This window comes from Rhizobium sp. NXC24 (assembly GCF_002944315.1).
Taxonomy (GTDB): Bacteria; Pseudomonadota; Alphaproteobacteria; order Rhizobiales; family Rhizobiaceae; genus Rhizobium.
Genome location: NZ_CP024311.1, coordinates 2,235,149 through 2,258,992 on the forward strand (window position 1 = coordinate 2,235,149; position 23,844 = coordinate 2,258,992).

The following is a 23,844-nucleotide window of genomic DNA, read 5'->3' on the forward strand; positions in this document are numbered from 1 at the left end:
TCCCGACGGCCTTACGCGTTTGAGACAGGAAAAGCTTACTGGGTTGAAGCGACCGGACGCACCAGCGCCGTGACACGGCGGATGGTAACGCGACGGTTTTCCTGCTCGGGCCCCTGCGTATTCACCTTGAGATATTGCTCGCCGTAACCCTGGGTCACCAGGTTTTCCGGCGGAATGCCATAGACGTCGCTAAGGACCTTGGCGACGGATTCGGCACGCTGATCGGAAAGGACCAGATTGCTTTCCGGAGTGCCGACGGCATCCGTATGGCCTTCGATCATGAAGGTCTCGGTCGGGTCCTTCTTGACGATCTTGCCCATGGCGTCGGCAACGCCGCGCAGCGTACTCGCCTGCGACATCGGGATTTCCGCACTGCCGGTCGCGAAGGTGATCGTATCGAGGTCGATACGGCGCACCTTGTCGCGGATGCGGGCGGAATAACGCACTTCGTTCAGCGAATAGACCCGCTCGACTGGCTCGACCGGCGGTTCGCGCAGGAAGTCGTAATAATCCGCCTCGCGGTCCGTGCCCGTGTCGATGATGTACTGGTTCAGCGGAATGCGCAGGCGCATCGGCGGCAACTCGTCGCCCGGATCGCGGAAGTAGTCGTCGCGGTCCGGCTGATCCTCCAGTTCCGGGGAGTAGAACAGCACGTATTCACGGCCGCGAGCGTCGATGCGCGAGCGCTGAATGACGTCGCCATAGCGATTGCGCACGGTAATAATGCGATCGCCATCCGGCTGATCGATCGTTTCGCGGTAACGGTCGCGCGGAAGCTGCTCATAGATCGGACGTTCACCCTCACGGATGAAGCGCGCGCTATCATCGTGACGAACGACGTAGGTATTGTCGATATTCAGGATGACGCGGCCGCCCTGATTGCCGTTCGGCTGGAGTGCAACGCCTTCCGGCGACGCGAAATCCGGCCTGCGGTCGAGGCGACGCCCCTGCTCGCTGGTTATGGCTTCGATCCTCACAGGCTGTTGCTGCTGCTGGCCAGCGAGCGCGCGTTGAGCTTCGGCATCGGATGTCGGCGCCTTAGCATAGGCCTGCGGCTGTTGCACCGGGGCGTTCTGCGCTTGCCCAGTCTGAGCCTGACCGGCACCAGTCTGAGCCTGCCCGCCGGCAGCTTGGCCACCCTGACGGAAGCCGCGCCGCGCCGCATCCTTGTCGCTATCCAGCACGGCAGCGCCATTCTGCACCGGCAGAATAACCGTCTCGTTGCTGGCTGCAGGATTTGCAGCGATCTTCTTGCGACGCTCCAGTTCCTGCGGCGAAACCTGCTCACCTCCAGCGGCGGGGGCCGCTGTCTGGGCGCCCTGCTGCGCGGCACCATTGGCAGGCGCCTGCACGGCGTTACCCTGAGCGGGAGCACCGGTTTCGACATTCGGCTGCTGCTGTTTGCCGACCTGCGGAGCTACCTCGTTCTGCGGCTGAGCCTGCTGTCCCAGGTTCTTCTGAACTGGCTTTTGTTCGGGAGTGGCTGCAGGCTGTTGCGCGCCCTGCTCAGTCTGCGGCAGTTTGCCGGTCGCCGGCTTCTGGCCCTGCTGCGTGCCGGGCTCGACCTGATTTCCAGGCTGAACCTGGGTCTTCGGTTGGGCCTGCTCTGTGGCGGGAGCCTGTTGCAGGGCCGGTGCTACCTTCTGTTCTGCTGGTTGCTGAGCTGGGGCTACCTTCTGTTCCGCCGGTTGCTGCGCCGGTTCAGCCGATTGGCCCTGCAGCTTCTGATGCTTCTTCTTCTCAGGCTGGGCGGGGGTTTCCGGCTGGGCCTGTCCGCTCTGAGTCGGCTGTGCAGCCGGCGCCTGTTGCTGCGCGGGCGCGGCCTTCTGTTCGGCTGGCTGCTGTGCCGGTTCAGCCGATTGATCTTGCTTCTTCTGACGTTTCTTGAGTTCGGGCTGGCCTTGCGGTTGCGTTTCAGGGGCAGCCTGTTGCTGGGCCGCTTTCGGCTGCGGCGCTACTTCCGGCTGCGCCGCTGGCTGTTGCTCCGCATTCTGCTTGTGCTTCTTTTGCTCCGGCTGAGCCTGCTGGGTTTCCGGTACCGCCTGCGGCTGCAGCGCCTTGGGCTGCTGTGTTTCCTGCTGCTGCTTGGCGGGCTTTTGCTGTTCAGGCTGCCCTTCGGGCTGGGCTTCCTTCATCTTGCGCTGTGGCTCGGCTCCGCCCTGCTGTGCTGGTGCGGCCTGATGCTTCTGGCCCTGCGGCTCGCCCTGTTCCGCACCGCCTGGCTTCTTGCGCTTTTTCAGCTCCTCTTCGGACTGCCCGTCCGGAGCCGGCTGCTCCTGGGCAACCTCGAAACTTGCATTGCCGTTGACGGCGACCGATCCGGCGGCAGCATTGCTCAACGGTGCGATGGCTTGGTCGCGCAGCGCTGTGGCGGCAGCCGGCTCAAATGCCAGTGATAGAGACAGCAGTGGAAATGCTGCACTGGCAAATAGTCTGGATCGCTTTCCCATAGTTGGGATCTCCTTTTCTTATCATTATCCGCCAAGGTGCGGATCTCAGCCCGCGGAACAGATGCCCCATGATCCCGGCCGATTTTCGGTGTCCATAGGGCTGAATCGCGGCAAACGGTGATATGTTCCAAAGAATTAGATACGGAAAATTAACCCCGCCTGAACGCGCCGGAAGGCTTCCGTTCAGCTTTGCGGGATCGCGCAAGCGCTTTGGAGATAGTGTGTGCGATGCAAACCGGCTTCGTAATTCCAGTTGCAATTTGCGAAAAAAAAGTACGATTATCGAAGGCAGGCGGGCCACGCACCCGCTCCATTCTGGCCGGCCGCCAATGAAGAAAAATAGCCGCCGGTCGCCAACAGAGAGGATCAAAATGCGCATCTCCACTCGTCTTTTCGCCGCTGCATCGCTTGCCGCGATGTCGCTTTTCGCCGGGGCAGCGCTTGCTGACGGCGATTCGATCGTCATCGGCACCGACGCAACCTATCCGCCGTTCGAATCGCTCGACGCCGCCGGCAAATTCGTCGGCTTCGACATCGATATAGCCAATGCGCTTTGCGATCAGATGAAGGTCAAGTGCACCTTCGTGAACCAGGATTTCGACGGCATCATTCCGGCTCTGCAGGCCAAGAAGTTCGACGCCATCGTATCGTCCATGTCGATCACGCCGGAGCGTCAAAAGACCATCGACTTCACCAAAAAATACTACAATACGCCGCCGGCCATCGCCGTGCCGAAGGATTCGACCATAACCGAAGCAACCGATGCGGCCCTGAAGGGCAAGACCATCGGCGCGCAGTCCTCGACCACGCACGCAAACTACGCCACCGCGCATCTGAAGGATGCCGAGCTGAAGCTCTATCCGTCGCCGGATGAATATAAGCTCGACCTCGCTAACGGCCGTATCGACGCTGTCATCGACGACGTCGTGGTTCTCTCCGAATGGGTCAAGTCCGATGCCGGCAATTGCTGCAAGATGCTCGGCACGCTGAAGGTCGATCCGGAAATCAACGGCGTCGGCGCCGGCATTGGCCTCCGCAAGGGTGACACCGCCCTTAAGGACAAGTTAAACGCCGCGATTGCCGCGATCCGTGCCGACGGCACCTACAAGAAGATCCAGGACAAGTATTTCGACTTCGACGTCTACGGCGAGTGATCGCCGTCGATTCCTTGGGAAAAGACGACGGCGGAAGCTTGCTCTTCCGCCGTTTTTGTTTGACATATAATATAAGAATAAGAGAAACGCGGCAAAAGCTGCGAGGGGAAATACGGTATGGGCGGATTGTTTTCCGCGTTTGGTTCCTTGTGGGCCTGGATAGATAACGCTTTCGATCCGCTGTGCGGCCCCGTCGGGCTCTTCACCGTGTTCTTCCAGAACACCTCTATTGCCTGTGGAGACACCGGCTGGGGCGACGAGATTGCCGGCGGCCTCAAAGTCACGATAACAGTAGCCGTCCTGACATTGCCGCTCGGCTTGGTCGTCGGCTTTCTGGTGGCGCTGGCACAGCAATCCGAAGAAAAGTCGCTGCGGCTGGCAGCCGGCGTGTTCACCACCATCTTTCGCGGCCTGCCGGAGCTCCTGACGCTGTTCATCATCTATTACGGCATACAGATTCTGCTGCAAACGGCCCTCGCTTACGTGGGCTACACCGGACAGGTCGAGATCAACGCCTTCGTCGCCGGCATGGTCGCCCTGTCGATCGTTTTTTCCGCCTATTGCTCGGAAGTTTTGCTGTCGGCCTTCAGGGCGATTCCCAAGGGCCAGTATGAAGCGGGCGACGCTCTTGGCTTTCACCGGGCCCGCACCATGCGTCTGATCATCCTGCCGCAATTGATCCGCATCTCGCTTCCCAATCTTGGGAACCTCTGGATGAACTTGCTGAAGGATACATCCTACGTTTCCGTCATCGGACTCGCTGACATCATCCGCCAAACGGGCCTTGCCGTGCGCGCGACCAAGGAACCATTCTTCTTCTATTTGGTTGCCTGCGGACTCTATTTGACGCTCGCCGTCATCTCCTCGGCCGGGTTGTCTTACCTCGACCGTTGGGCCAAACGCGCGGAGTTTCGCCGATGAGCTATGCAGAAGTCTTGATCCCCGCGCAGCCGGCACCACCGGAGACGATGAAGCGCCTCTCCAAGGCCCGCATTGCCGGTTATTTCTTCCTGGCCCTCTGGGCGCTGCTAGGCATCGCGCTGATCACGATGATGATCACCAATTGGGACAACGCAAAATTCTTCAAGTTCGGTCCACGCTTTCTGCACGGCCTCTGGATCACGGTGAAGCTGGTCGGGCTTTCCTTCATCCTTGGCGGGATACTCTCCGTTCCGCTCGCCTTTGCGAGAATGTCGAAGAACCGGATTTTGAAGAGCCTGACCTATGGCTATGTCTATCTCTTCCGCGGCACGCCGCTGCTGGCGCAGATCTTCATGGTCTACTACGGCTTTCCGCAGGCGCGCGGCTTCATTGACAGCATCGGTCTCTGGTGGTTCTTCCGCGATCCCTTCAATTGCGGTCTGTTTGCCATGACGCTAAACACGGCGGCCTATCAGACCGAGATTGTCCGCGGCGCCATCCAGAGCGTCCATCACGGCCAAAGCGAGGCTGCGGCCTCGCTCGGCCTTCATAAGCTCGTCACCTTCTACAAGATCATCTTGCCGCAAGCGTTGATCGTGGCGCTGCGGCCTTACGGCAACGAGATCATTCTCCTGATCAAGAGCTCGGCGACCGTATCGATCATCACCGTCTACGATCTGATGGGTGAGACGCGCTATGCCTTCTCGCAGACCTACGACTACCAGACCTATCTCTGGGCAGCGATCTTCTATCTTTCCATCGTCGAGCTGATGCGTAACCGCTGGGCTTGGATCGAGGGCTACCTGACGCGCCATCTGAAGCGTTGACCCTTGCCATGGCAGGCGTCTCCTTGCGCCTGCCGCCTGCACCTTGGCAGCACTCACCTATAGAGGCTGCTATCATATTGATTTTCGAAAAGAAATTTCTTTTTTGCAACACTTTTGTAAAGCTTGGGTTTACCATGAGGTGTTTCCATTTTCCTGTGACATCCGCGTCACGAAGAACAATGGGAACAGAAAGAGAGACCTCATGCACAATGACATGCAAAAGCAGTTGCAAGGCTATGGGCTCACTACGGCGCAGATCCTCTATCGCCTGCCCGATCATCCGCAATTTCTGCAGACCTACATCTGGCAGGACTATGATCTCGCCCCGAATTTCCCGGAGATGCGCGGCTTCCTGAAATTCTGGCAGGAGAAGCTCGACGGGCCGTTACATTCGGTGCGCTATGTTCACCGTCGGCTGATCTCGGCGACCGAGTGGCGGGCAGTGAAGGGAGAGTTCATCCTGCACTAAAACGCATCGCGATCTCTGGGATTCGCTCCTTGCGTTTTAGGCCCTTGATTTTGCGCGTGTCGTTATCGCAAAACCGCTGCGCACTTTTGCGCGACATGCTTTAGTCTGGCTTTGCCAAACGATCAGACATGCGCTTCGCCATGGGTGAAATCGCCGTCATCCGGCCCGCGACGTAATGCGCTATAGAGAATGACGGCATAGAACACGGCCACGATTGCGATCACCGGCCAACCGGGGATCGGTCCGAGCGTTGCATTGTCGGCAATATAGCTCCACGAATGCGCCAGTTCTTGCGGCGCACCATTCGCTTGCAGTTTCGGCGTCGAGATCTTCAAAACCCAGGCCAGCAGCAGGATCACATACATCCAGCAATAATTCCGCCGCAGGCGTCGCTGCATCGCTTCGGAATAATTGAGCAGAAAACGCGGTGCGCGCAGGCTTTTGGCAATCGACACCGCCCAATCGGGATTGAGATTGGCTTCGGGCGCCAAGATCTGCGCAAAATAGCTGCGTTCCAATTGCCGCACCCGCGCCCGATAGACGTCGAAGAAGCGATAGCGCCGCGCCTCGATCATCAGCAGCAAGGTGATCAGCATCATACCAAACAGCAACACGCCATGATGCGACGTCGGCGTCGACAGCGATACGGAAAGCAACGCCGCAACGACGGTGATCGCCCAGTTTGACGTCCGGTCGATGCGATCGCGCCAACTGGTCATCCGCGCGAGCTCGCCGCGGTAGTAATGGGTCAACGTGTTGGTGATCTCCCCCGTCGTCGAAGGCATAGGCGGCGGCTTCCGATCCGTAGCGCTGTTGATGAGATGCGACGTGGTGAGCTCGGTGGCCATGGTTTTTTCCTCCATTTCTCTTTTTTTGCGCAACGGCCTTATGGCCCGCCGCTGCCGCAGACGAATATTTTGCTCCTTCAACGCAGCCATTGCAAAAGCCATTCAAGCGCCTTAATGCCTCCTTGACGAATGAAGGACTGATCGCTCATGGCAAAGAAAAAGATAGACGAAGACGCGCTGGCGGACGCCTACAACCGCGCCCTTGCGCTCGAAAAAGCCGGCGATATCGACGCCGCGGTCAAGGCCTATGAGGATGTGCTGGCGATCGATCCCGAGGATCATGGCGGCGCAGCCGTGCGCATCGCCTCGATGGGCCGCGGCGAAACGCCGGTTAAGGCGCCGGACGCCTATGTCGAAACCCTGTTCGATCAGCATGCTGAAGTTTTCGAAGACGTGCTTGTCGAGCAGCTCGGCTATCATGTTCCGGTTCTCGTGCGTCAGCGGCTGCAGGCACTTGGTCTCGGCCCCTTCAAGCGCATGCTTGATCTCGGCTGCGGCACGGGCCTGACCGGCGGTACGCTGCGAGACATCGCCGAGGACATTACGGGTATCGATATTTCCGAAAACATGGTCGAAGTCGCCCATGAGAAGGATCTGTATGAAACGCTGTTCGTCGCCGAGGTTGAGGATTTCCTCGACGATAATGACGAAGAGCCGTTCGACCTGATCACCGCCACCGATGTGCTGCCCTATCTCGGCGCGCTGGAGCCGTTGTTCTTCGGCGCCGCTGAAAACATGACGCCGGGCGGCCTCTTCATCTTCTCCTCGGAAACCCTGCCCGACAGCGCTATGGCAGGCCGCGCCTACATGGTCGGTCCGCACCAGCGTTTCGCCCATTCGGAAAGCTACGTGCGCGAACGCCTGACCGCGACCGGCTTCGAGCTGATCGAAATCACCGACATCAATGTCCGCATGGAAGAGGGTCATCCGACCCCGGGCCATCTGGTTATCGCGCGCCTTGCGTCGTGATCTGATTTCTCCTGCAGCCAATCCGAATAGTTACCCAATTGGGTAACTATTCATTGCATTCGCTGGCACGATCTGTTACTTAGCCATTTAGGTAAGTTTTGGCATCGCCTCGATGTAGGAAAGGTCGCTGTATGTCTCTCATCCTTTATCAGCATCCCCTCGCCTCCTTCTGCCATAAGGTCCTGATGGCGCTTTATGAGAACGGTACGCCCTTCGAAAGCCGGGTCATCGATCTCGGCAATGAAGAGTCCCGCGCATCGCTGCTGCGCCTCTGGCCGATCGGCAAATTCCCTGTCCTGCGCGACGAGGCGCTCGATAGCACCGTTCCCGAAACCAGCATCATCATCGAATATCTCGACCGGCATTATCCCGGCGCGACGCCGCTGTTGCCGCTCGATCCGACGGATGCGCTCTGCGTCCGCCTCTGGGATCGCTTCTTCGATCTCTACGTTCAGGAACCGATGCAGGCGATCGTTGCTGACATTCGCCGTCCGGAAGATGAGCGCAACCCCAAAGCCGTCGCGCAGGCGCAGGCATTGTTGCGCACCGCCTACGGCATGATCGAGCAGCAACTGGGCGAAAAGCTCTGGATCGCCGGTGACGCCCTGACGATGGCGGATTGCGCCGCCGCCCCGGCATTGTTCTACGCCGAAACGCTCGTGCCCTTTGGAGAACAGCAAGTCCGGCTGCAGCAATATTATCAACGCCTGCTCGATCGTCCGTCCTTTGCACGCGTGCTCGAAGAGGCGATGCCCTACTTCCATTTCTATCCCTATAGCCAGAAGCTGCCCGCCCGTTTCCGCCCGGAACGATCGGATGGTTGAGGATTCCATAGCGCTCGACCGAATGTTCCAGGCCCTGTCGGACCAAAGCCGCCGCGGCATGATCGACCGCCTCGGCCGCGGTCCCGCCTCGGTGATGGAACTGGCCCAGCCGTTCGCCATGGCACTGCCGACCGTGATGAAACATCTGCATGTTTTGGAAACCAGCGGTCTGGTGCGCTCGGAAAAGATCGGCCGGGTGCGGACTTACCAGCTACGGAAAGAAGCGCTGGAGCAGGTCGAACGCTGGATCGCCGAGCGTAGGGCGGGGTGGAACAGGACCTTCGACCGGCTCGATCAGTTTCTGGCCGACAATTCCGAGGAGACGGCGGTGAAATGACCGAGAGAACGACGGAACATACGACGCTGACCATAGAGCGTCATTTCAAGGCGCCGCTGCAGCGCGTCTTCGGCGCCTGGGCGGTGGCCGAAAACAAGCGCCAATGGTTCGCCTGCCACGGGGATTGGACGCCGCTGGAATTTCAGCTCGACTTTCGTCCTGGCGGCAGCGAGAGCAACCGCGTCGCCTCGACGGATGGCGTGGTACACGCCTATCAGGCTCGCTACATCGATATCGTGCCGAACGAACGCATCATCTATGCCTTCGACATGATGCTCGCTGACAAGCGCATCTCGGTATCGCTGGCAACCGTCACCTTCGCGCCGGAGCCTAGCGGCACCACGATGCTCTTTACCGAGCAAATGGTTTTTCTCGACGGCTATGGCGACAATGGTTCCCGGTTGATGGGCACCGAAATCGGCTTCGACAACCTTCGGCTCTATGTCGAAGGCGACGAAAGCAGGCCGAACTAGCCCGCGCGAGCCAGCCAGGATCGTCGCCAACAACTGGCTTTCGAGCTCGGCCGCTACCACTCGCCGACAAATCGGTCTTTCGTCCCCCTCGCCTTTCCGCTAAGCCTTCAGGCAAATTCTTGGAAGGAGTCTCGCGAATGGCAAAGGTCGCTTTCATCGGCATGGGCGTCATGGGCTATCCCATGGCAGGGCATTTGAAGGTCAAGGGCGGTCATGACGTCACCGTCTATAACCGCACCGTCGCCAAGGCCGAAGCCTGGGCCAAACAATTCGACGGCAAGTTCGCCCCAACCCCCGCCGCTGCGGCCGAAGGCGCCGATTTCGTCTTCACCTGCGTCGGCAATGACGACGACCTGCGCGCGGTGACGATCGGCCATGACGGCGTGCTCGCCGGCACGAAGGCGGGCGCAGTCCTGATCGACAACACGACGGCAAGCGCCGAAGTCGCCCGAGAACTTTATGCCGCAGCCAAGGAAAAAGGCGTGGACTTTATCGACGCTCCCGTCTCCGGTGGCCAGGCGGGCGCGGAAAACGGTGTGCTGACCGTCATGTGCGGCGGTGACGAGGCAGTGTTCGAAAAAGCAAAGCCCGTGATCGATGCCTATGCCCGCATGGTCGGCCTGATGGGTGCCGTCGGCGCAGGCCAGCTCACCAAGATGATCAACCAGATCTGCATCGCCGGTGTGGTCCAGGGCTTGGCCGAAGGCATCCATTTCGGCAACCAGGCCGGCCTTGACATCGAAAAGGTGGTGGAAGTCATCTCCAAGGGTGCGGCCGGTTCCTGGCAGATGGAAAACCGCCACAAGACCATGAATGTCGGAAAATACGACTTCGGCTTTGCCGTCGACTGGATGCGCAAGGATCTGGACATCGTATTGTCGGAAGCCCGCCGCAACAAGGCAAAGCTGCCGCTGACCGCCTTGGTCGATCAGTTCTACGGCGACGTCCAGGCCATGGGCGGCAACCGCTGGGACACGTCGTCGCTGTTGGCGCGACTGGAGCGGAAATAATCCGTCCTAGTCCAGCTCGATGAGGGACGCCGCCGGCTCGCCAAACGAGGCGGCGCCTGCTTCCTGCAAACGATGATCGAAGGCAGTTTCACAAACCGGCAACCTTCGCTACGTTTAGCGGCATTTTGCTGCCGGCTGACAAGAACAAGCCGGTGAAAAGAGTTGCGGAGGCCTGGTGTTTCAAATTTCGGATAATTATTCCGCCTTTCCCCAACGCGATATCGTCCGACGCGACGGAGCCGGAATGACGGCATGTATCATCCAAAGCACGCGCCTGCTCTGCAAGCGCCTTGCGTCGCCTGCTCCGGGCGTGGTGCTCGTTCAAAAAGGTCAGAAGATCATTCTCGATCGGGTCGCCGACATGAAGGCTTGCGCCGGCGATCTCGTACTGATCCCCGAAGGCGCCACCTCCGATATCATCAACGAGCCCGATGGCTCTGGCGGCTATCAGGCGCTCGCCCTGCAGTTCGCGCCAAATTTGATCGCTGATTTCGCAGTCGGCGATGCCAGGCCGGTGCAGGAGATCCAGGTTCTCACCGGCATGCAGCCGGCTTTCGAAGAAGCTTATGGCAAGGCAATCGAGGCGATCCGAAGCGGCCCTCTCCTGCCGGACAGCATCGCAGCATCTCGTGTCAACGAAATCCTGTTGTGGCTCGGCGCGCTCGGCCACCGGTTTGCGCCGATCACGAACCCTGGCCCGATCGAACGCCTGCGCCGGATCATCAATTCCGATCCGGCCTACCCCTGGCGCGCTCCGGAGCTGGCGAAAACTATCGGCATGAGCGAGGCCAGTTTGCGGCGCAAGTTGGCAGCGGCGGAAACGAGCTTTTCTGAGCTTTTGGCTGATATCCGGATGACGACTGCACTCACCCTTTTGCAAACGACCGAGAAGTCCGTGACGCAAATCGCTCTGGATGTCGGCTACGACTCGGCCTCCCGCTTCACCGCACGCTTTCGGACGCGGTTCGATTTCGCGCCAAGCGAAATTCGCGGCCATCAGCGTGAAGTTGATCGAAACGGCGCAAAGACTGATCGAAACAGCGCAGCGCTCATCGCCGCAGAATGACAATCTCCCGCCGTCGACGCTGCGGACAGCGTCGCTCTAACGGAGATTGTCATGAAATATTCTATCGCCGCGGCCCTGGCTGCCACGTTGCTGGCATCGGGCCAAGCCTCAGCCTTTGAACTCGCCAGCCCCGACATGAAGGACAGCGGCACGCTCAAGATCGAACAGGTGGCCAACGTATTCGGCTGCAAGGGCGGAAACGTATCTCCCGCGCTAAGCTGGAAAGATGCACCGGAGGGAACCAAGAGCTTCGTGGTAACGCTCTATGATCCGGATGCGCCCACAGGCTCCGGCTGGTGGCATTGGACCGTATTTGATATCCCCGCATCCGCCAAGTCGCTGCCATCGGGTGCGGGATCGACTGGGGGAACCGGTCTGCCTTCCGGAGCCATCCAGGGAAGAACCGACTTCGGCACCTCTGGTTTCGGCGGCGCCTGCCCGCCTCCAGGCCCGGCGCATCGTTACAAGCTGACCGTAACCGCGTTGAAAGTCGATAAGCTCGGCCTCGACAGCAATGCCAGCGGGGCGCTCGTCGGCTATATGACGCAGGCAAACGCCCTCGCCTCCGCTTCCATCACCGCCACTTACGGCCAATGATGGCGCGCTGACAAAGACGCAACGCCCTTACTGCGAAGTTCACGCAGCGGGCGTTGCCCAAACATATCGCTTGTCGATTAATCGTCGCTCGATTTCGCGTTTTCCAGGATCATGTAATCCAGCGGTAGCTCCGTCGAATACTTGATCTGCTCCATTGCAAAGGCCGAGGAGACGTCGCGGATTTCGATCTTGGCGATCATGCGCTTGTAGAAGGCGTCATAAGCGGCGATATCCGGCACGACGACGCGCAGCAGATAATCGACATCGCCGCTCATGCGATAGAATTCAACCACTTCCGGGAAATCGGCGATCACTTCGGAGAAGCGCTTCAGCCATTCGATCGAGTGACTATTGGTGCGGATCGAGACGAAAACGGTGACCTTGGTGTTGACCTTTTCGGGGTCGAGCAGGGCGACACGACGGCGAATGACGCCATCCTCTTCCATCTTCTGGATGCGGCGCCAGCATGGTGTCGTCGACAGTCCGACCTTTTTGGCGAGATCGGCCACGGCCAGAGTGGAATCCTCCTGCAGCAGGCGCAGGATTTTGCGGTCAAGACGGTCCATTTCGAGTGCCCTTTCGAATTATATTCTCTCTATAGCGCATTTTTGCCGGAGGAAAAGAAACTTGTTTCACGAAACAAGGATTTTCACACGTTCTCGCAACACGGGCAGCAGCTCCATCTCGAACCAGGGATTGCGCTTCAGCCAGCCGCTGTTGCGCCAGCTCGGATGCGGTAACGGCAAGACGGCGGGCGACTGATTGGTAAGGAGATAACGCCGCCATTGCGAAACGGTTTCCGTCATCGATGCCATACGCGCCGGCCCGAGATGCCACGCCTGAGCATATTGCCCGACGGTAAGGACCAGCTCGATTTGCGGCATCGCGTCGATGGTCTTTTGCCGCCAGAGCGGCGCGCATTCCCGGCGCGGCGGCAAATCGCTGCCGGCGGCATCGTAGCCGGGAAAGCAGAACCCCATCGGCACGATGGCGAAATGATCTGGATTGTAGAAACTATCGCGGTCGACACCCAACCATTGCCGCAGGCGGTCGCCGGAGGCATCGTTGAACGGCAAGCCGCTCTCATGCACACGCAGCCCCGGCGCCTGCCCGGCAATCAGGATACGCGCCGTCGCCGATAACACGGCAACCGGCCGCGGCTCATGCGGCAATCGGTCCCCCTCGCCCCGCAGCGGTGTGTCCCGGCAGATACGGCAGGCGGCAATGGCCTTGCCCAGCGCCTGCAACTCTTCCTCCCACGCCATCAGCGATCCCATCCGACAAACTGTCGCAAATAATCGCCGAGCCCGGCCAACGGATCACCATTGCGAGCCATACGCTCGTCGCGCCGATAGTCGCGCGGCCGCTCGAACTCGCCCGCCCAAAGCCCTGCCTTCGCCTGACGCGCGGCCGCCTCTTCGCTCGCATAGCCACCATAAGAGACCGCCATGCCGCTGCGCACCATCGCGCCATTAATGTCAACGCCGTCGGCTTTGCAGGTCACCAGCAGCCGACCGTAACGGTCATGTTCACTTCCCCGACATTCCGCCCGACCCGTCTTCATAAATTTATCAAGGGCCTTGCGCGCCTCTTCGCCGCAGGCCCAATCCACGTGAGCGCGCTGACATTGCTGCCGATACTCCGGCGCATCGATGCCAAGCAGGCGCAAACGATCACCGTTTCGGGCGAGCGTATCGCCGTCAACGACATAAAAGTTTCCAGTTTGAATGAGTTCCGGGCGATTGTTCATCTTTAAAGCCAGCAAACCGAGCAGTGCCAGCAACGCGAATGTGGTCACGCCGTCACGAAAAAGGCGGCGGGGCCGCGTCACGCTTTTGCCTCCTTAAAGAACAAACCCTTGGCAAAGATGGCAACAAATCATTTCTGAGCAGCATCTTCTTAAGGTTTGGCCGCTAGTCTGTAGCCCTCGGCAGGCCAAATTTCAACGTATCTATGAGCACCGGCGTCAGCACATCGACAGATAAGATCATCGTCGACCGTTCGCGCAGTCACCGTAACCGGGCTGTGTCGAAGACGGTGCGGCAGACGCGCGAGCGCCTGCAATCCGGCCACAGCCGCAGCTTCGACCGCGAAGCCATGATGATGCATGTCGACAGCCTTTTGCAGGGCGCCTCAGTCATGCCGATCTTCGTCATCATCGTCGCAGCGCTCGGCGTCTATCTCGCCGGCGACGCGCAAATCTTCATCTGGGCGATCCCCACCCTGTCGGCACATGCCCTCAACATGCTGCTCGGCCGCCGCGCAAAAAAACGCGAAATGACCGCCGAAAGCGCCAGAAAATGGCGCCAAATGCTGTTGCTCGGTCAACTCCTCATCGGCTTTTGCTGGGCATACTTCGCCATGCAGAACTGTGCCACCTGCGGCGGCGATGGCTTCGCGCTCTATAAGGGCGCGACGCTGCTGGTGGGGATCTGCGTCACGGCGATGGCGAATTTCATGCTGCCGCGCGCCGTACCCTTCTCCTTCGCGCCGGCAATCGTTGCACTTGCCGTCAAAGCGGCGCTGACGCGCAATCCGGTCGATATTGCCTTAACCGCAACCGTTGCCGTGGCGGTCGTCTTCTTCACCTTCATTACCAACCGCATGTTTCAATCGAATCTGAAGATCCTTTCGTTCCAGTCGGAAAAGGACGATCTGATCGCCGAGCTGGAAGTCGCAAAATCCATGTCGGATGAAGCGCGACGGCGTGCCGAAGAGGCGAACCTCGCCAAGTCGCGCTTCCTGGCCTCGATGTCGCATGAGCTCAGAACGCCGCTCAACGCCATCCTCGGCTTCTCCGAGGTCATGTCGGCGGAGGTCATGGGGCCGCTGAACAACGCCACCTATCGCGAATACACCACCGACATCCACCGCTCCGGGCAACACCTCCTCAACCTGATCAACGAGATCCTCGATCTATCCCGCATCGAGGCCGGCAAGTATGAGCTGAGCGAGGAAGCAATCTCGCTGCTGGATGTGTCGGAGGATTGCATCGGCATGGTGCAGTTGCGCGCACGTGGCAAGAACATCTCCATTTCGTCGCAGTTCGAGCCACAGCTTCCTTCGGTCTGGGCCGATGAGAAATCCATGCGCCAGGTGATCCTCAATCTTCTCTCGAATGCGGTAAAGTTCACGCCGCAAGGCGGAGAGATCACCGTCAAGGTTGGCTGGACCGCCGGCGGTGGGCAATATGTGGCAATCAAGGACAATGGTCCGGGCATTCCCGAGGAGGAGATACCCGTCGTTCTTTCCGCCTTCGGCCAGGGCTCGATCGCCATCAAGAGCGCCGAACAGGGGACTGGTCTCGGACTGCCGATCGTTCAGGCGATCCTTGCCAAGCATGACGGCCAGTTCATGCTGAAGTCCAAGCTGCGCGAGGGAACGGAAGTCATCGCCATCCTGCCGGCCAAACGCGTGCTGCAAAGTCTGCCGGCCATCGAGGACGCGCCCTTGGTCGAGCGTCGCAAGAAGAGCTTTGCCTGACGCTCAGGCCATACGGCGCTTCAGCGGAAAAACAGATGGCTGGCGATCGTATAAAGAAGATAGAGGCCGGAAGCGACCAGCATGCAGAGGACAGCGAAGGAGCCGAGATCCTTGGCATGCTTGCCGACGTTGGAAATCTCGGGCGAAATCCGGTCAATGACTTCCTCGACCGCCGTATTCATCGCCTCTACGGCGAAAACGCCGAGAAACAGCACGACGGCAATCATGATTTCCGCAAGGGTTGCCCCGACGACGACGAGCAGGATCAATCCGGCGGCTGCGAACAACAGCTCTTGCCGGAAGGCCGATTCTTGCAGCAGGCGTTGAAAGCCACCCCAGGAATAACCGGCGGCGGCAAAGAAATGCCGGATCCCCGTTTCCTTGGTTACCGCTGATTTCGAAAACTCGGCCATTCCTGCCCCGCTTGCAACGTCTTAACCGCAAAATTAGCAGCCTTGCGAATACCGTTTCGCTATTCCCAAGGCAAGCCGACAACCGCGTCGGCCAAAGAAATCATTACAGTTTTATGACATAGGTCGAAAGTCGGTCGGAATTTTGAAGGCGGGGCGCTTAATCGCGGCGCTCCGCCGTTTTATCCGTCAATGCTTGTTAGCGACGCCGGCGCTCTCGAAGGTCGCCATGCCGGAATGGCAGGCAGCGGCGGCCTTGACGATGCCAGCAGCGAGCGCTGCACCCGTGCCTTCGCCGAGCCGCATGCCGAGCGCCAGCAGCGGCGTCTTGCCGAGCTTATCGATCGCCTTGAGATGCCCCGGCTCAGCCGAGACGTGACCGATCAGACAATGATCGAGAGCGGAGGGGTTGGCAGCCTTGAGGATCGAAGCGGCGGCAGTTGCGACATAGCCATCGATAATCACAGGGATGCGCTCCATACGGGCGGCGAGGATGGCGCCGGCCATGGCCGCGATCTCACGGCCGCCGAGGCGGCGCAGCACTTCCAGCGGATCCGAAAGATGGTCGCGATGCAGCGCCACAGCCTTTTCGACGGCAGCGATCTTGCGCTGCAGCATCTCGCCTTCCGAACCTGTGCCGGGTCCAACCCACTCCGCCGCTGTGCCGCCATAGAGCGCATAGTGGATGGCAGCCGCGATCGTCGTGTTGCCGATACCCATTTCGCCAACGCAGAGCAGATCCGTCCCGCCGGCAATGGCTTCCATGCCGAAGGCCATGGTTGCGGCGCAATCGCGTTCGCTGAGAGCCGGCTCTTCGGTGATGTCGGCGGTCGGGAAATCCAATGCCAGATCGAAAACCTTCAGGCCGAGATCGTAGGCTACACAAATCTGGTTGATCGCAGCGCCGCCGGCGGCGAAATTCTCCACCATCTGCTGCGTCACGGCCGGCGGAAATGGCGTGATGCCCTGCTTGGTAACGCCGTGGTTGCCGGCAAAGATCGCCACGAGCGGCCGGTTGACGGCCGGCTGACGGCCGGTCCAGGCGGCGAGCCAGAAGGCAATCTCTTCCAGACGGCCGAGAGCGCCCGGCGGCTTGGTGAGCTGGGCGTCACGCTCGCGAGCGGCGACAAGCGCTCGGGAATCCGGACCGGGAAGGTCGCGCAGCAGCGTGCGGAAATCGTCGAATGGCAGGCCGGTAACGCTCATGAATGCCGTTCCTTGTCTTTTGGTCTCAAATCAGGTTCTTTGCGTGCGACTCTATTAGTCTTCGGCACAGGCGCGAACAACTCCAAAAACGCCCGATGCTGTCGCAGGAATATCGGGGAGAGGATGAATATTCGGGAATACACAGGCGACACCGCGCGCGCCGTTGCTTTCTTGAGCCGCATTCCCGTGCCGCCGTCCTTCTTTGAGAGCTATGACGGCAAGCTTGCCCGCGTCTCGCGTACCTTCCCCCTCGCCGGCCTGCTGATTGCCCTGCCCGCCGCCATCGTCTTCGGCGTGCTGCTTGCCTTCCACGCCGACCCATTGATGGCGGCGCTGTTGGTACTTGCTGTCCAGACGATGACGACAGGCGCTCTGCATGAGGATGGTCTGAGCGACATGGCAGATGGCCTTGGCGGCGGCAAGGATCGCGACAAGGCGCTCGCGATCATGAAGGATAGCCGCATCGGCACCTACGGCGCGGTGGCGCTGATCCTCTCTTTCGGACTACGCGCCGCAGCGCTTGCCGCCATCGCCCGTGGCCTTACGCCCTTTGCCGCAGCCCTTGCCCTACCGGCTTCCGCCGCGCTCAGCCGCGGCGCCATGGTCTGGCACTGGTATATCCTGCCCCCCGCGAAGCAGGACGGCGTTGCCGCCTCGGCCGGCAAACCGGATTACAGCGCAATGCAAATAGCGCTCATCACCGCGCTGGTGCTTTCTGCTCTTCTGCTCTGGCCGGGCCTCAGGCTTCCCGCCTTTATCCTGTACCTCTTTGTCACCGCAGCCGCGGCATTTCTCCTCACCCGCCGCGTACGCCAAAGGCTTTCCGGTCACACCGGCGACACCATCGGTGCGACGCAGCAGATTTGCGAGATCGCCGCCCTCTGTACCCTTGCCATGTGCGTTTGAAGCATCGATATATGCCCTTATGCTAACACCCTGCATTCTTGTCTGCTCCATTGATATGAATACCGGCTATTGCTTCGGCTGCGGACGCACGCGCGAAGAAATTGGCGCATGGACGTCCTACAGCGATGATGAGCGCCGCGAGATCATGCAGGTTCTGCCGGAGCGCCTCGCCACCGTCGAACGCAAGCCGCGCCGCGAAACCCGTCGCCAGCGGCTGGCGCGGGAGCGCGGCGCAGTATGAACCGCCTGAACGTCGCCCTCGCCATTATCGGCATCGGTCTCGCGCTCCTCGTCTTCAACAATAGCAGCGGCACGACCTTCGGAATCGACAATGACGACTTTGCCGGCATCGTCTATCTGGTGCCGCTCGCACTGGTCATGGCGGCAGGCATTTGGGCGAGCCGCCATACGGCGAGCCAGTCATTGCGCAATCTGCTGATCTGGCTAGTCATCATCATGGCGCTGGCGACTGGCTACATTTACCGCCGCGATGCCCAGCAGGTTGGCGACCGGTTGATGGCCGGCCTTGTGCCCGGACACGCCGTCGTCGTCACGACAAGCGAAGGTGGCCAGGAAGTCATTCTCCACAAGCTGCTGAACAGCCATTTCGAGGCACAGGTGATGATCAACGGCCAGCCTATCGACATGCTCGTCGATACCGGCGCCAGCACCATCGCATTGTCGCAAAAGGACGCCGAGCGCGTCGGCATCAATCCGGAAAACCTCACCTATTCCATGACGGTCATCACCGCCAACGGCAGGGCCAGGGCCGCTCCCGTCGAACTCGGCTCCGTCGCCATCGGTCCGATCCTGCGCCGCGATGTCCAAGCAACCGTCGCCGAAGATGACAAGCTCGATCAGAGCCTGCTCGGCATGAGCTTTCTGGAAACGCTGGGCTCAATGCAGATGCAGACGGATGAGCTGCGGCTGCGGGATTGAAGGCTTTACATCAACAACGACAAATCGTCCCAAACGAAGATGATGTTGTCCGATCGCCAAACCGGGCCGGGATCGACGTAACGGCCTGATATCCGTCCGCCCAGCGACCGGTAAAATGCGATTGCCGGATCGTTGCCGACAACAACGCCGAGGGCAGCGCCGGGATAGTGGAGATCGGCAAGATGGCGCGCCAGTTCCCGCATCAGGCGACGGCCGAGACCCTGGCGTTTGAGCGAGGGATCGACGTAGAGAGATCGTATTTCCCCTCGCCCTTCGAAGACGGGCTGCGATGGCGCACCGACCGAGCCGATGCCGACCAACCGATCGCCCTGCTCCGCAAGAAGCACCAATTGATCACGACCGGGCTTCTCCAATGTCGCCGCCCATCTGGCTTGCCGATGGGCTTCGTCGAGGCTGCGAAAAGCTTCGGGAGACGCCAGCGTTCGATAGGTTTCGCGCCAGACGGTAACATGCAGATTGGCCATGGCCGCCGCATCGTCGGGAAGAGCCGATCGAATATTGATGTCCATCCTCGATCAGCCGCCCTTCAACACGACGCTTCGCAGCGCTCCGACAAGATAAAGCGACCCGGTCACCAAAACCCAGCCATTATTCCGCGACGCCATCGCGGTGGCACGGTCCAACGCCTTTCGCGCATCGGGTTCGGCTTCAGAGGCCATCCCCATGGATGATCCCAACGCTTGCAGCTCATCGGCCGGATAAAACCGGCCGGAGCCAGCCGCTTCCGTAAAAAGCGTATGGACAGCGTAGTGAGACAGCACCGTCAGGAACCCGAGCGCATCCTTGTCGGACGCCAGTGCAACAATGGCGATACACCCGCTGTCGAACTCGCGGTCGCGGCTGATATCCCGCAAAACGGCCTCGATATTGAACGGAACATGCGCGCCGTCCATCACCATTGGCACCATTCGCGGAGCCGTATTTGGCGCTGCGGGCAGTTCGAAGGTAAGCCGCTCCATCCGTCCCGGCAGATGCGCGCTATCCCTGACCGCCTGGTCAAGCAGCCATGCGCCGATCGCGACGCCTGCTCGAGCACCCTCGCGCGCACGTTCGCCATGCTGTCCCAAATAGTCGAGGACCAAGCCAGCCAACGCGGCATTCTTGTCCGCTATCGTGGCGTCATCGGGAAAGTCGGTGCGCAATACGCGACAACCGAGCTCATCTGCGCGTTGCTGCAAAACCCGGCCCGCAGCATCTGAGATCGGAAGTGTCGTCGCGATAGTTGCGCCGGACTTCAATATACCCACCTTCTCGCCCGCGATCGCCTCGCGCGTACTGCCGAGGATTTCCGTATGTTCGAGCTCGATATTCGTGACGACCGCAACTTCGCCGAAGACGACATTCGTGGAGTCCAGTCGGCCGCCAAGCCCGACTTCCACAACCACCCAGTCGAGACCGGCGTGCTGGAATACAAGAAAGGCAGCAGCCGTTATCATGTCGAACCAGGTGGCGTCTTCGCCGGCCGTCGCCTCCCGCTTTGCCGACTCGTAGCTGTCCAGCGTCTGTTCCAATGCCCTTGCCAGCGCCTCGTCTTCGACCGCTTGGCCTGAAACGCTGATCCGCTCATTCACACGATCGACATGCGGCGAGCCATAACGACCGGTCCCCAGCCCCGCCTGCAGCAAGGCCGCTTCGATCAGCGCAGAAACGGAACCCTTGCCCTTGGTACCGGCGACATGGATGACACGGAAGCTTCGATGAGGATTGCCGAGCCGCTGCATGAGATCGAGCATCGGATCGAGGCCGACACGCATCTCTCCGCGAGGCTTGCGCTCCCAATTGGTTAGCAGGTCAAGGCGCGACAGGACATCGGACAGTGAACGAGGCTGAGGAACTGTGGGCATGAAACACCTGCAACAAGGCTCGGGTCGGTCGCCCAGACGCGCGGCTTGATCGTCATCTCACCCGCGCTTCCCCATGGCTTGCAATTTGCTTGGCCGGGGGGCGTGGACATCGAATGTATGAACCGCAGGGAGAGCGATTGCAACCGGTGTATTTGCGGGAAAGTGCCAGCCAATCAGTTCCTTAACCGATATCCGGCCTTGAAAATCCACGCGAGGGTCCCAAGGCAGATCAAGAGGAAAAGCGTGATCATCGCGAGGCTCAGCGCCGGGTTGACGTCGGCGATGCCATAGAAGCTCCAGCGGAAGCCGCTGACAAGATAAAGGACCGGATTGAGGTGACTGACGGCCTGCCAGAAGGGCGGCAACATGTTGATGGAATAGAAGCTGCCACCAAGGAAGGTCAGCGGCGGCACCACCAGCATGGGAATGAGGTTGAGCTGCTCGAAATTCCCCGCCCAGATGCCGATCATGAAGCCGAACAGGCTGAAGGTCACCGCCGTCAACACGAAGAACAGGATCATCATGAAGGGATGTTCGATGGTGATATGCACAAAGAAATTCGCCGTCAGCAGGATGATCAGCCCGATCAGCATGCCCTTGGTCGCGGCAGCGCCGACATAGCCGAGAACGATTTCCGTCATGGCGACGGGTGCAGAAAGAACCTCGTAGATCGTGCCAGTAAACTTCGGGAAATAGATGCCGAAGGAACCGTTACTGATGCACTGCCCAAGCAGCGTCAGCATGATCAGGCCCGGCGTGATGAACGCGCCGTAGGAAACGCCTTCCACCAGTTGGATGCGCGAGCCGATGGCGGCGCCGAAGACGATGAAATAAAGCGAGGTGGAAATGACCGGCGAGACGACGCTCTGCAGCAGCGTGCGGCGCGTACGCGCCATCTCGAACGCATAGATGGATTTGATCGCCTCGAAGTTCATTTATTTTCTCCTACCAGCGATACGAAGATGTCTTCGAGCGAGCTCTGCCGCGTCGACAGGTCCTTGAAGTGAATGCCCTCGGCGGCCAGACGCGACAAAAGGGCCGCGATGCTCGACTGCTCGTGCTCGGCGTCATAATCGTAGATCAACGTCGTGCCATTCGGCCCCAGCGACAGGCCATTGCCGTCGAGAGAATGCGGAACGGCGTTCAGCGGCTGCAGCAGGTCGAGGATGAGCTGTTTGCGGCCGAGCTTGGCCATCAACGCCTTCTTCTTCTCCACCAGCAGCAGCTTGCCGTCATTGATGACACCAACGCGGTCGGCGATTTCCTCGGCCTCTTCGATGTAATGCGTCGTCAGGATGATGGTGACGCCGGAAGCCCGCAGCCGCTCAACGACATGCCACATATCTTTCCGCAACGTCACGTCGACGCCCGCCGTCGGCTCGTCCAGGAAGAGGATCTGCGGCTCGTGCGACAGCGCCTTGGCGATCAGGACACGCCGCTTCATGCCTCCGGAGAGCTGGCGGAGCATATTGTCCCGCTTGTCCCAGAGCGACAGGTCCCGCAGCACCTGCTCGATATGCGCGGGCTTCGGTTTCTTGCCGTGCAGGCCGCGCGAAAAGCTGACCGTGTTCCACACGGTCTCGAACTGATCGGTCGTCAGCTCCTGGGGCACCAGCCCGATCATGGTGCGCGTGGCGCGAAACTCCTTGACGACGTCATGACCGCCGACGGTCACTGTACCCCCGCTCGGATTGGTGATTCCGCAAACGATGGAAATCATCGTCGTCTTGCCCGCGCCATTCGGCCCGAGCAGCGCCAGAATCTCGCCCTGCTCGACGTCGAGATCAATGCCCTTTAGTGCCTGAAACCCATTGGAATAGGTTTTGGTGAGATTACGGATAGAAATGATCGGGGCCATATGGAGGCGAAGTCCGGCTTTTCTGATTAGTTTTGCGGCGTTTGCCCGCTAATATAGTTGGTCAGCGGCTTTTACCACCCAGCCTAAATGAAACAGTGTGTTCGCCTGAGGGAAAGAAACCACACCGCAGGCTGTCATTAAACCGTGACCTTCCTCGGTCATATCTTCCCCAGGTGAGCAACGACTGTCGCACTCCGCCCAACGCCTCTTGGCGACAGCGTCGGCGCCGATGATATTTGCAGATTGATTGCCTTCACATCCATATTGCAGTGCCATTGCGACATGAAGTTTCTTTTCTGGGGCCAGCAAAGATCCCCTGTCGTTGCTGTGCCCCACTCCAGCCGGCCCCCGCGCCGGCTTTTCTTTTGCCGGCAATCGATCCCCAACTACCAGTTGCCGTTGACGCCGCAGCCTGCCGGCGGCAGCGTCTTGTTTTCGAAGCGCGCCTTCAGCATCGCACAACCCTTTTCACGGATCGCGCCCGGCATCATCGAGTTGAGGCCGATGCCGACCTCATCGAATGGATCATCGGCATAGGCAACATAGGCGTACCAACGCCCGCCGATGACGAGAACGATCGCAACGAGAGCGGCAACCAGGGCCTTCCCCAACCCTCTCTTCCTTCTCGGGGCTTCTTCCATTGAACAGCTCTCCCACCTTGGCTGGCACAGTTATAGGGAAGTACAAGAAAGCGCGTAAATGCAACTTTTTGCTCACACGATTCCGCAATGATCCATTGCATTCATTCCCGCGACGCTCCTTACGCGCTCTTTGGTTTCTTCTGAGAGCGGGCCGGGCGAGCAGCGGTATTGAGTGCCACAGCGGCGCGAATGAGTGCCTTCAATGCCTCTTCATCGATGTTGTCACCCTTATGGAAATCGATGGCGCGCCTGGTGTTGCCTTCCAGGCTGGAGTTGAAAAGGCCCGAGGGGTCCTCCAACGAGGCGCCCTTGGCGAAGGTCATCTTCACGACATTCTTGTAGGTCTCGCCGGTGCAGATGATCCCGGCATGCGACCAGACCGGAACTCCTCGCCACTTCCACTCCTCGATCACTTCAGGGTCGGCCTGCTGGATGAGAGCTCGGATCCGGGCGAGCGTCTGGCCCCGCCAATCGTTCAGCTCCTTGATTCTCCCATCTATCAGATGAGAGGCAGAGTCCTCTGTCTGCCCTTCCTTCGGCTCACTCTCGGTCATGCTTGTGTCGCTTTCTTCACGGTTATAGTTGCGCTGC

28 protein-coding genes are annotated in these 23,844 nt (G+C 59.8%); 15 read left to right on the top strand and 13 right to left on the bottom strand.

Annotation, left to right across the window (positions count from 1 at the left end; translation table 11 throughout):
- Positions 1 to 35: 35 nt before the first annotated feature.
- Positions 36 to 2,450 carry an OmpA family protein gene (locus tag NXC24_RS10980; protein ID WP_104823307.1) on the bottom strand — a complete coding sequence of 805 codons (2,415 nt, stop codon included), beginning with the start codon at positions 2,448 to 2,450 and terminating at the stop codon, positions 36 to 38.
- A gap of 371 nt (positions 2,451 to 2,821) precedes the next feature.
- Here NXC24_RS10980 and NXC24_RS10985 point away from each other — a divergent pair, with 371 nt between their 5' ends.
- From NXC24_RS10985 to NXC24_RS11000, 4 genes are all read left to right on the top strand, one after another.
- Positions 2,822 to 3,604: an ABC transporter substrate-binding protein gene (locus tag NXC24_RS10985; protein ID WP_104823308.1), complete on the top strand. Its 783-nt coding sequence runs from the start codon at positions 2,822 to 2,824 to the stop codon at positions 3,602 to 3,604.
- Positions 3,605 to 3,721: 117 nt separating this feature from the next.
- Positions 3,722 to 4,525, top strand: a complete 804-nt coding sequence (locus tag NXC24_RS10990; protein WP_104823309.1) for an ABC transporter permease — start codon at positions 3,722 to 3,724, stop codon at positions 4,523 to 4,525.
- Positions 4,522 to 5,352 (top strand): ABC transporter permease, encoded by an 831-nt coding sequence (locus tag NXC24_RS10995; RefSeq protein ID WP_104823310.1) that lies wholly within the window; start codon positions 4,522 to 4,524, stop codon positions 5,350 to 5,352. Before NXC24_RS10990 ends, NXC24_RS10995 begins: the two co-directional genes overlap by 4 nt.
- Positions 5,353 to 5,554: 202 nt before the next feature.
- A complete protein-coding gene (locus NXC24_RS11000; RefSeq protein ID WP_104823311.1) occupies positions 5,555 to 5,821 on the top strand; it encodes an usg protein in 267 nt (88 codons plus the stop codon).
- A 122-nt stretch (positions 5,822 to 5,943) separates the two neighbouring features.
- Here the strand turns inward: NXC24_RS11000 and NXC24_RS11005 are convergent, their stop codons facing one another.
- The gene (locus NXC24_RS11005) at positions 5,944 to 6,606 is read right to left on the bottom strand and encodes a DUF2270 domain-containing protein (RefSeq protein ID WP_245463981.1); all 663 of its coding nucleotides are present in this window, start codon (positions 6,604 to 6,606) and stop codon (positions 5,944 to 5,946) included.
- 210 nt (positions 6,607 to 6,816) lie between these two features.
- Between NXC24_RS11005 and NXC24_RS11010 the strand changes: the two genes are divergently transcribed.
- The 7 genes from NXC24_RS11010 to NXC24_RS11040 all read left to right on the top strand — a co-directional run bounded on the left by NXC24_RS11010 (position 6,817) and on the right by NXC24_RS11040 (position 11,945).
- Positions 6,817 to 7,638 (top strand): class I SAM-dependent methyltransferase, encoded by an 822-nt coding sequence (locus NXC24_RS11010; RefSeq protein ID WP_104823312.1) that lies wholly within the window; start codon positions 6,817 to 6,819, stop codon positions 7,636 to 7,638.
- A 131-nt stretch (positions 7,639 to 7,769) separates the two neighbouring features.
- A complete protein-coding gene (locus NXC24_RS11015; protein ID WP_104823313.1) occupies positions 7,770 to 8,462 on the top strand; it encodes a glutathione S-transferase family protein in 693 nt (230 codons plus the stop codon).
- Positions 8,455 to 8,799, top strand: a complete 345-nt coding sequence (locus NXC24_RS11020; RefSeq protein ID WP_104823314.1) for a metalloregulator ArsR/SmtB family transcription factor — start codon at positions 8,455 to 8,457, stop codon at positions 8,797 to 8,799. The genes NXC24_RS11015 and NXC24_RS11020 overlap by 8 nt, the downstream gene beginning before the upstream one ends.
- Entirely contained in the window at positions 8,796 to 9,272 is a 477-nt protein-coding gene (locus tag NXC24_RS11025; RefSeq protein WP_104823315.1) for an SRPBCC family protein, read from the top strand. The genes NXC24_RS11020 and NXC24_RS11025 overlap by 4 nt, the downstream gene beginning before the upstream one ends.
- A 137-nt stretch (positions 9,273 to 9,409) precedes the next feature.
- Complete coding sequence (locus tag NXC24_RS11030) at positions 9,410 to 10,282, top strand: NAD(P)-dependent oxidoreductase (protein WP_104823316.1); 873 nt, start codon at positions 9,410 to 9,412, stop codon at positions 10,280 to 10,282.
- 244 nt (positions 10,283 to 10,526) lie between these two features.
- Entirely contained in the window at positions 10,527 to 11,348 is an 822-nt protein-coding gene (locus NXC24_RS11035; RefSeq protein ID WP_158704457.1) for an AraC family transcriptional regulator, read from the top strand.
- A gap of 51 nt (positions 11,349 to 11,399) precedes the next feature.
- Positions 11,400 to 11,945, top strand: coding sequence for a YbhB/YbcL family Raf kinase inhibitor-like protein (locus NXC24_RS11040; protein WP_104823318.1), 546 nt, complete (start codon positions 11,400 to 11,402; stop codon positions 11,943 to 11,945).
- 77 nt (positions 11,946 to 12,022) lie between these two features.
- On the opposite strand, the gene NXC24_RS11045 is transcribed toward NXC24_RS11040, so the two are convergent.
- From NXC24_RS11045 to NXC24_RS11055, 3 genes are all read right to left on the bottom strand, one after another.
- The gene (locus tag NXC24_RS11045) at positions 12,023 to 12,511 is read right to left on the bottom strand and encodes an Lrp/AsnC family transcriptional regulator (protein WP_104823319.1); all 489 of its coding nucleotides are present in this window, start codon (positions 12,509 to 12,511) and stop codon (positions 12,023 to 12,025) included.
- Positions 12,512 to 12,577: 66 nt separating this feature from the next.
- The gene (locus NXC24_RS11050) at positions 12,578 to 13,210 is read right to left on the bottom strand and encodes a uracil-DNA glycosylase family protein (protein ID WP_104823320.1); all 633 of its coding nucleotides are present in this window, start codon (positions 13,208 to 13,210) and stop codon (positions 12,578 to 12,580) included.
- Entirely contained in the window at positions 13,210 to 13,776 is a 567-nt protein-coding gene (locus tag NXC24_RS11055) for a thermonuclease family protein (protein ID WP_104823321.1), read from the bottom strand. The genes NXC24_RS11050 and NXC24_RS11055 overlap by 1 nt, the downstream gene beginning before the upstream one ends.
- A gap of 122 nt (positions 13,777 to 13,898) precedes the next feature.
- On the opposite strand from NXC24_RS11055, the gene NXC24_RS11060 reads away from it, so the two are divergent.
- Entirely contained in the window at positions 13,899 to 15,428 is a 1,530-nt protein-coding gene (locus NXC24_RS11060; RefSeq protein WP_104823322.1) for a HAMP domain-containing sensor histidine kinase, read from the top strand.
- 20 nt (positions 15,429 to 15,448) lie between these two features.
- Here NXC24_RS11060 and NXC24_RS11065 read toward each other — a convergent pair whose 3' ends face one another.
- Positions 15,449 to 15,841 (bottom strand): diacylglycerol kinase, encoded by a 393-nt coding sequence (locus tag NXC24_RS11065; protein WP_104823323.1) that lies wholly within the window; start codon positions 15,839 to 15,841, stop codon positions 15,449 to 15,451.
- Positions 15,842 to 16,027: 186 nt separating this feature from the next.
- On the bottom strand, positions 16,028 to 17,044 hold the full coding sequence (gene cobT, locus NXC24_RS11070; RefSeq protein WP_104823324.1) for a nicotinate-nucleotide--dimethylbenzimidazole phosphoribosyltransferase: 1,017 nt from the start codon (positions 17,042 to 17,044) through the stop codon (positions 16,028 to 16,030).
- A 123-nt stretch (positions 17,045 to 17,167) separates the two neighbouring features.
- On the opposite strand from cobT, the gene NXC24_RS11075 reads away from it, so the two are divergent.
- The 3 genes from NXC24_RS11075 to NXC24_RS11085 are packed head-to-tail and all read left to right on the top strand — an operon-like array spanning position 17,168 to position 18,889.
- The gene (locus NXC24_RS11075) at positions 17,168 to 17,950 is read left to right on the top strand and encodes an adenosylcobinamide-GDP ribazoletransferase (protein WP_104823325.1); all 783 of its coding nucleotides are present in this window, start codon (positions 17,168 to 17,170) and stop codon (positions 17,948 to 17,950) included.
- 19 nt (positions 17,951 to 17,969) lie between these two features.
- Positions 17,970 to 18,191: a DUF1289 domain-containing protein gene (locus NXC24_RS11080; protein ID WP_104823326.1), complete on the top strand. Its 222-nt coding sequence runs from the start codon at positions 17,970 to 17,972 to the stop codon at positions 18,189 to 18,191.
- Positions 18,188 to 18,889, top strand: coding sequence for a TIGR02281 family clan AA aspartic protease (locus tag NXC24_RS11085; RefSeq protein ID WP_104823327.1), 702 nt, complete (start codon positions 18,188 to 18,190; stop codon positions 18,887 to 18,889). Before NXC24_RS11080 ends, NXC24_RS11085 begins: the two co-directional genes overlap by 4 nt.
- A 5-nt stretch (positions 18,890 to 18,894) precedes the next feature.
- On the opposite strand, the gene NXC24_RS11090 is transcribed toward NXC24_RS11085, so the two are convergent.
- From NXC24_RS11090 to NXC24_RS11115, 6 genes are all read right to left on the bottom strand, one after another.
- Positions 18,895 to 19,419, bottom strand: coding sequence for a GNAT family N-acetyltransferase (locus NXC24_RS11090; protein ID WP_104823328.1), 525 nt, complete (start codon positions 19,417 to 19,419; stop codon positions 18,895 to 18,897).
- Positions 19,420 to 19,425: 6 nt separating this feature from the next.
- Entirely contained in the window at positions 19,426 to 20,754 is a 1,329-nt protein-coding gene (locus NXC24_RS11095; protein ID WP_104823329.1) for a Mur ligase family protein, read from the bottom strand.
- A gap of 173 nt (positions 20,755 to 20,927) precedes the next feature.
- Complete coding sequence (locus tag NXC24_RS11100) at positions 20,928 to 21,689, bottom strand: ABC transporter permease (RefSeq protein WP_104823330.1); 762 nt, start codon at positions 21,687 to 21,689, stop codon at positions 20,928 to 20,930.
- Positions 21,686 to 22,612, bottom strand: a complete 927-nt coding sequence (locus tag NXC24_RS11105) for an ABC transporter ATP-binding protein (RefSeq protein ID WP_104823331.1) — start codon at positions 22,610 to 22,612, stop codon at positions 21,686 to 21,688. The genes NXC24_RS11100 and NXC24_RS11105 overlap by 4 nt, the downstream gene beginning before the upstream one ends.
- A 386-nt stretch (positions 22,613 to 22,998) precedes the next feature.
- On the bottom strand, positions 22,999 to 23,253 hold the full coding sequence (locus tag NXC24_RS11110) for a hypothetical protein (RefSeq protein WP_104823332.1): 255 nt from the start codon (positions 23,251 to 23,253) through the stop codon (positions 22,999 to 23,001).
- Between the two features lie 119 nt (positions 23,254 to 23,372).
- Positions 23,373 to 23,807, bottom strand: a complete 435-nt coding sequence (locus NXC24_RS11115; protein WP_104823333.1) for a DUF1801 domain-containing protein — start codon at positions 23,805 to 23,807, stop codon at positions 23,373 to 23,375.
- Positions 23,808 to 23,844: the final 37 nt, after the last annotated feature.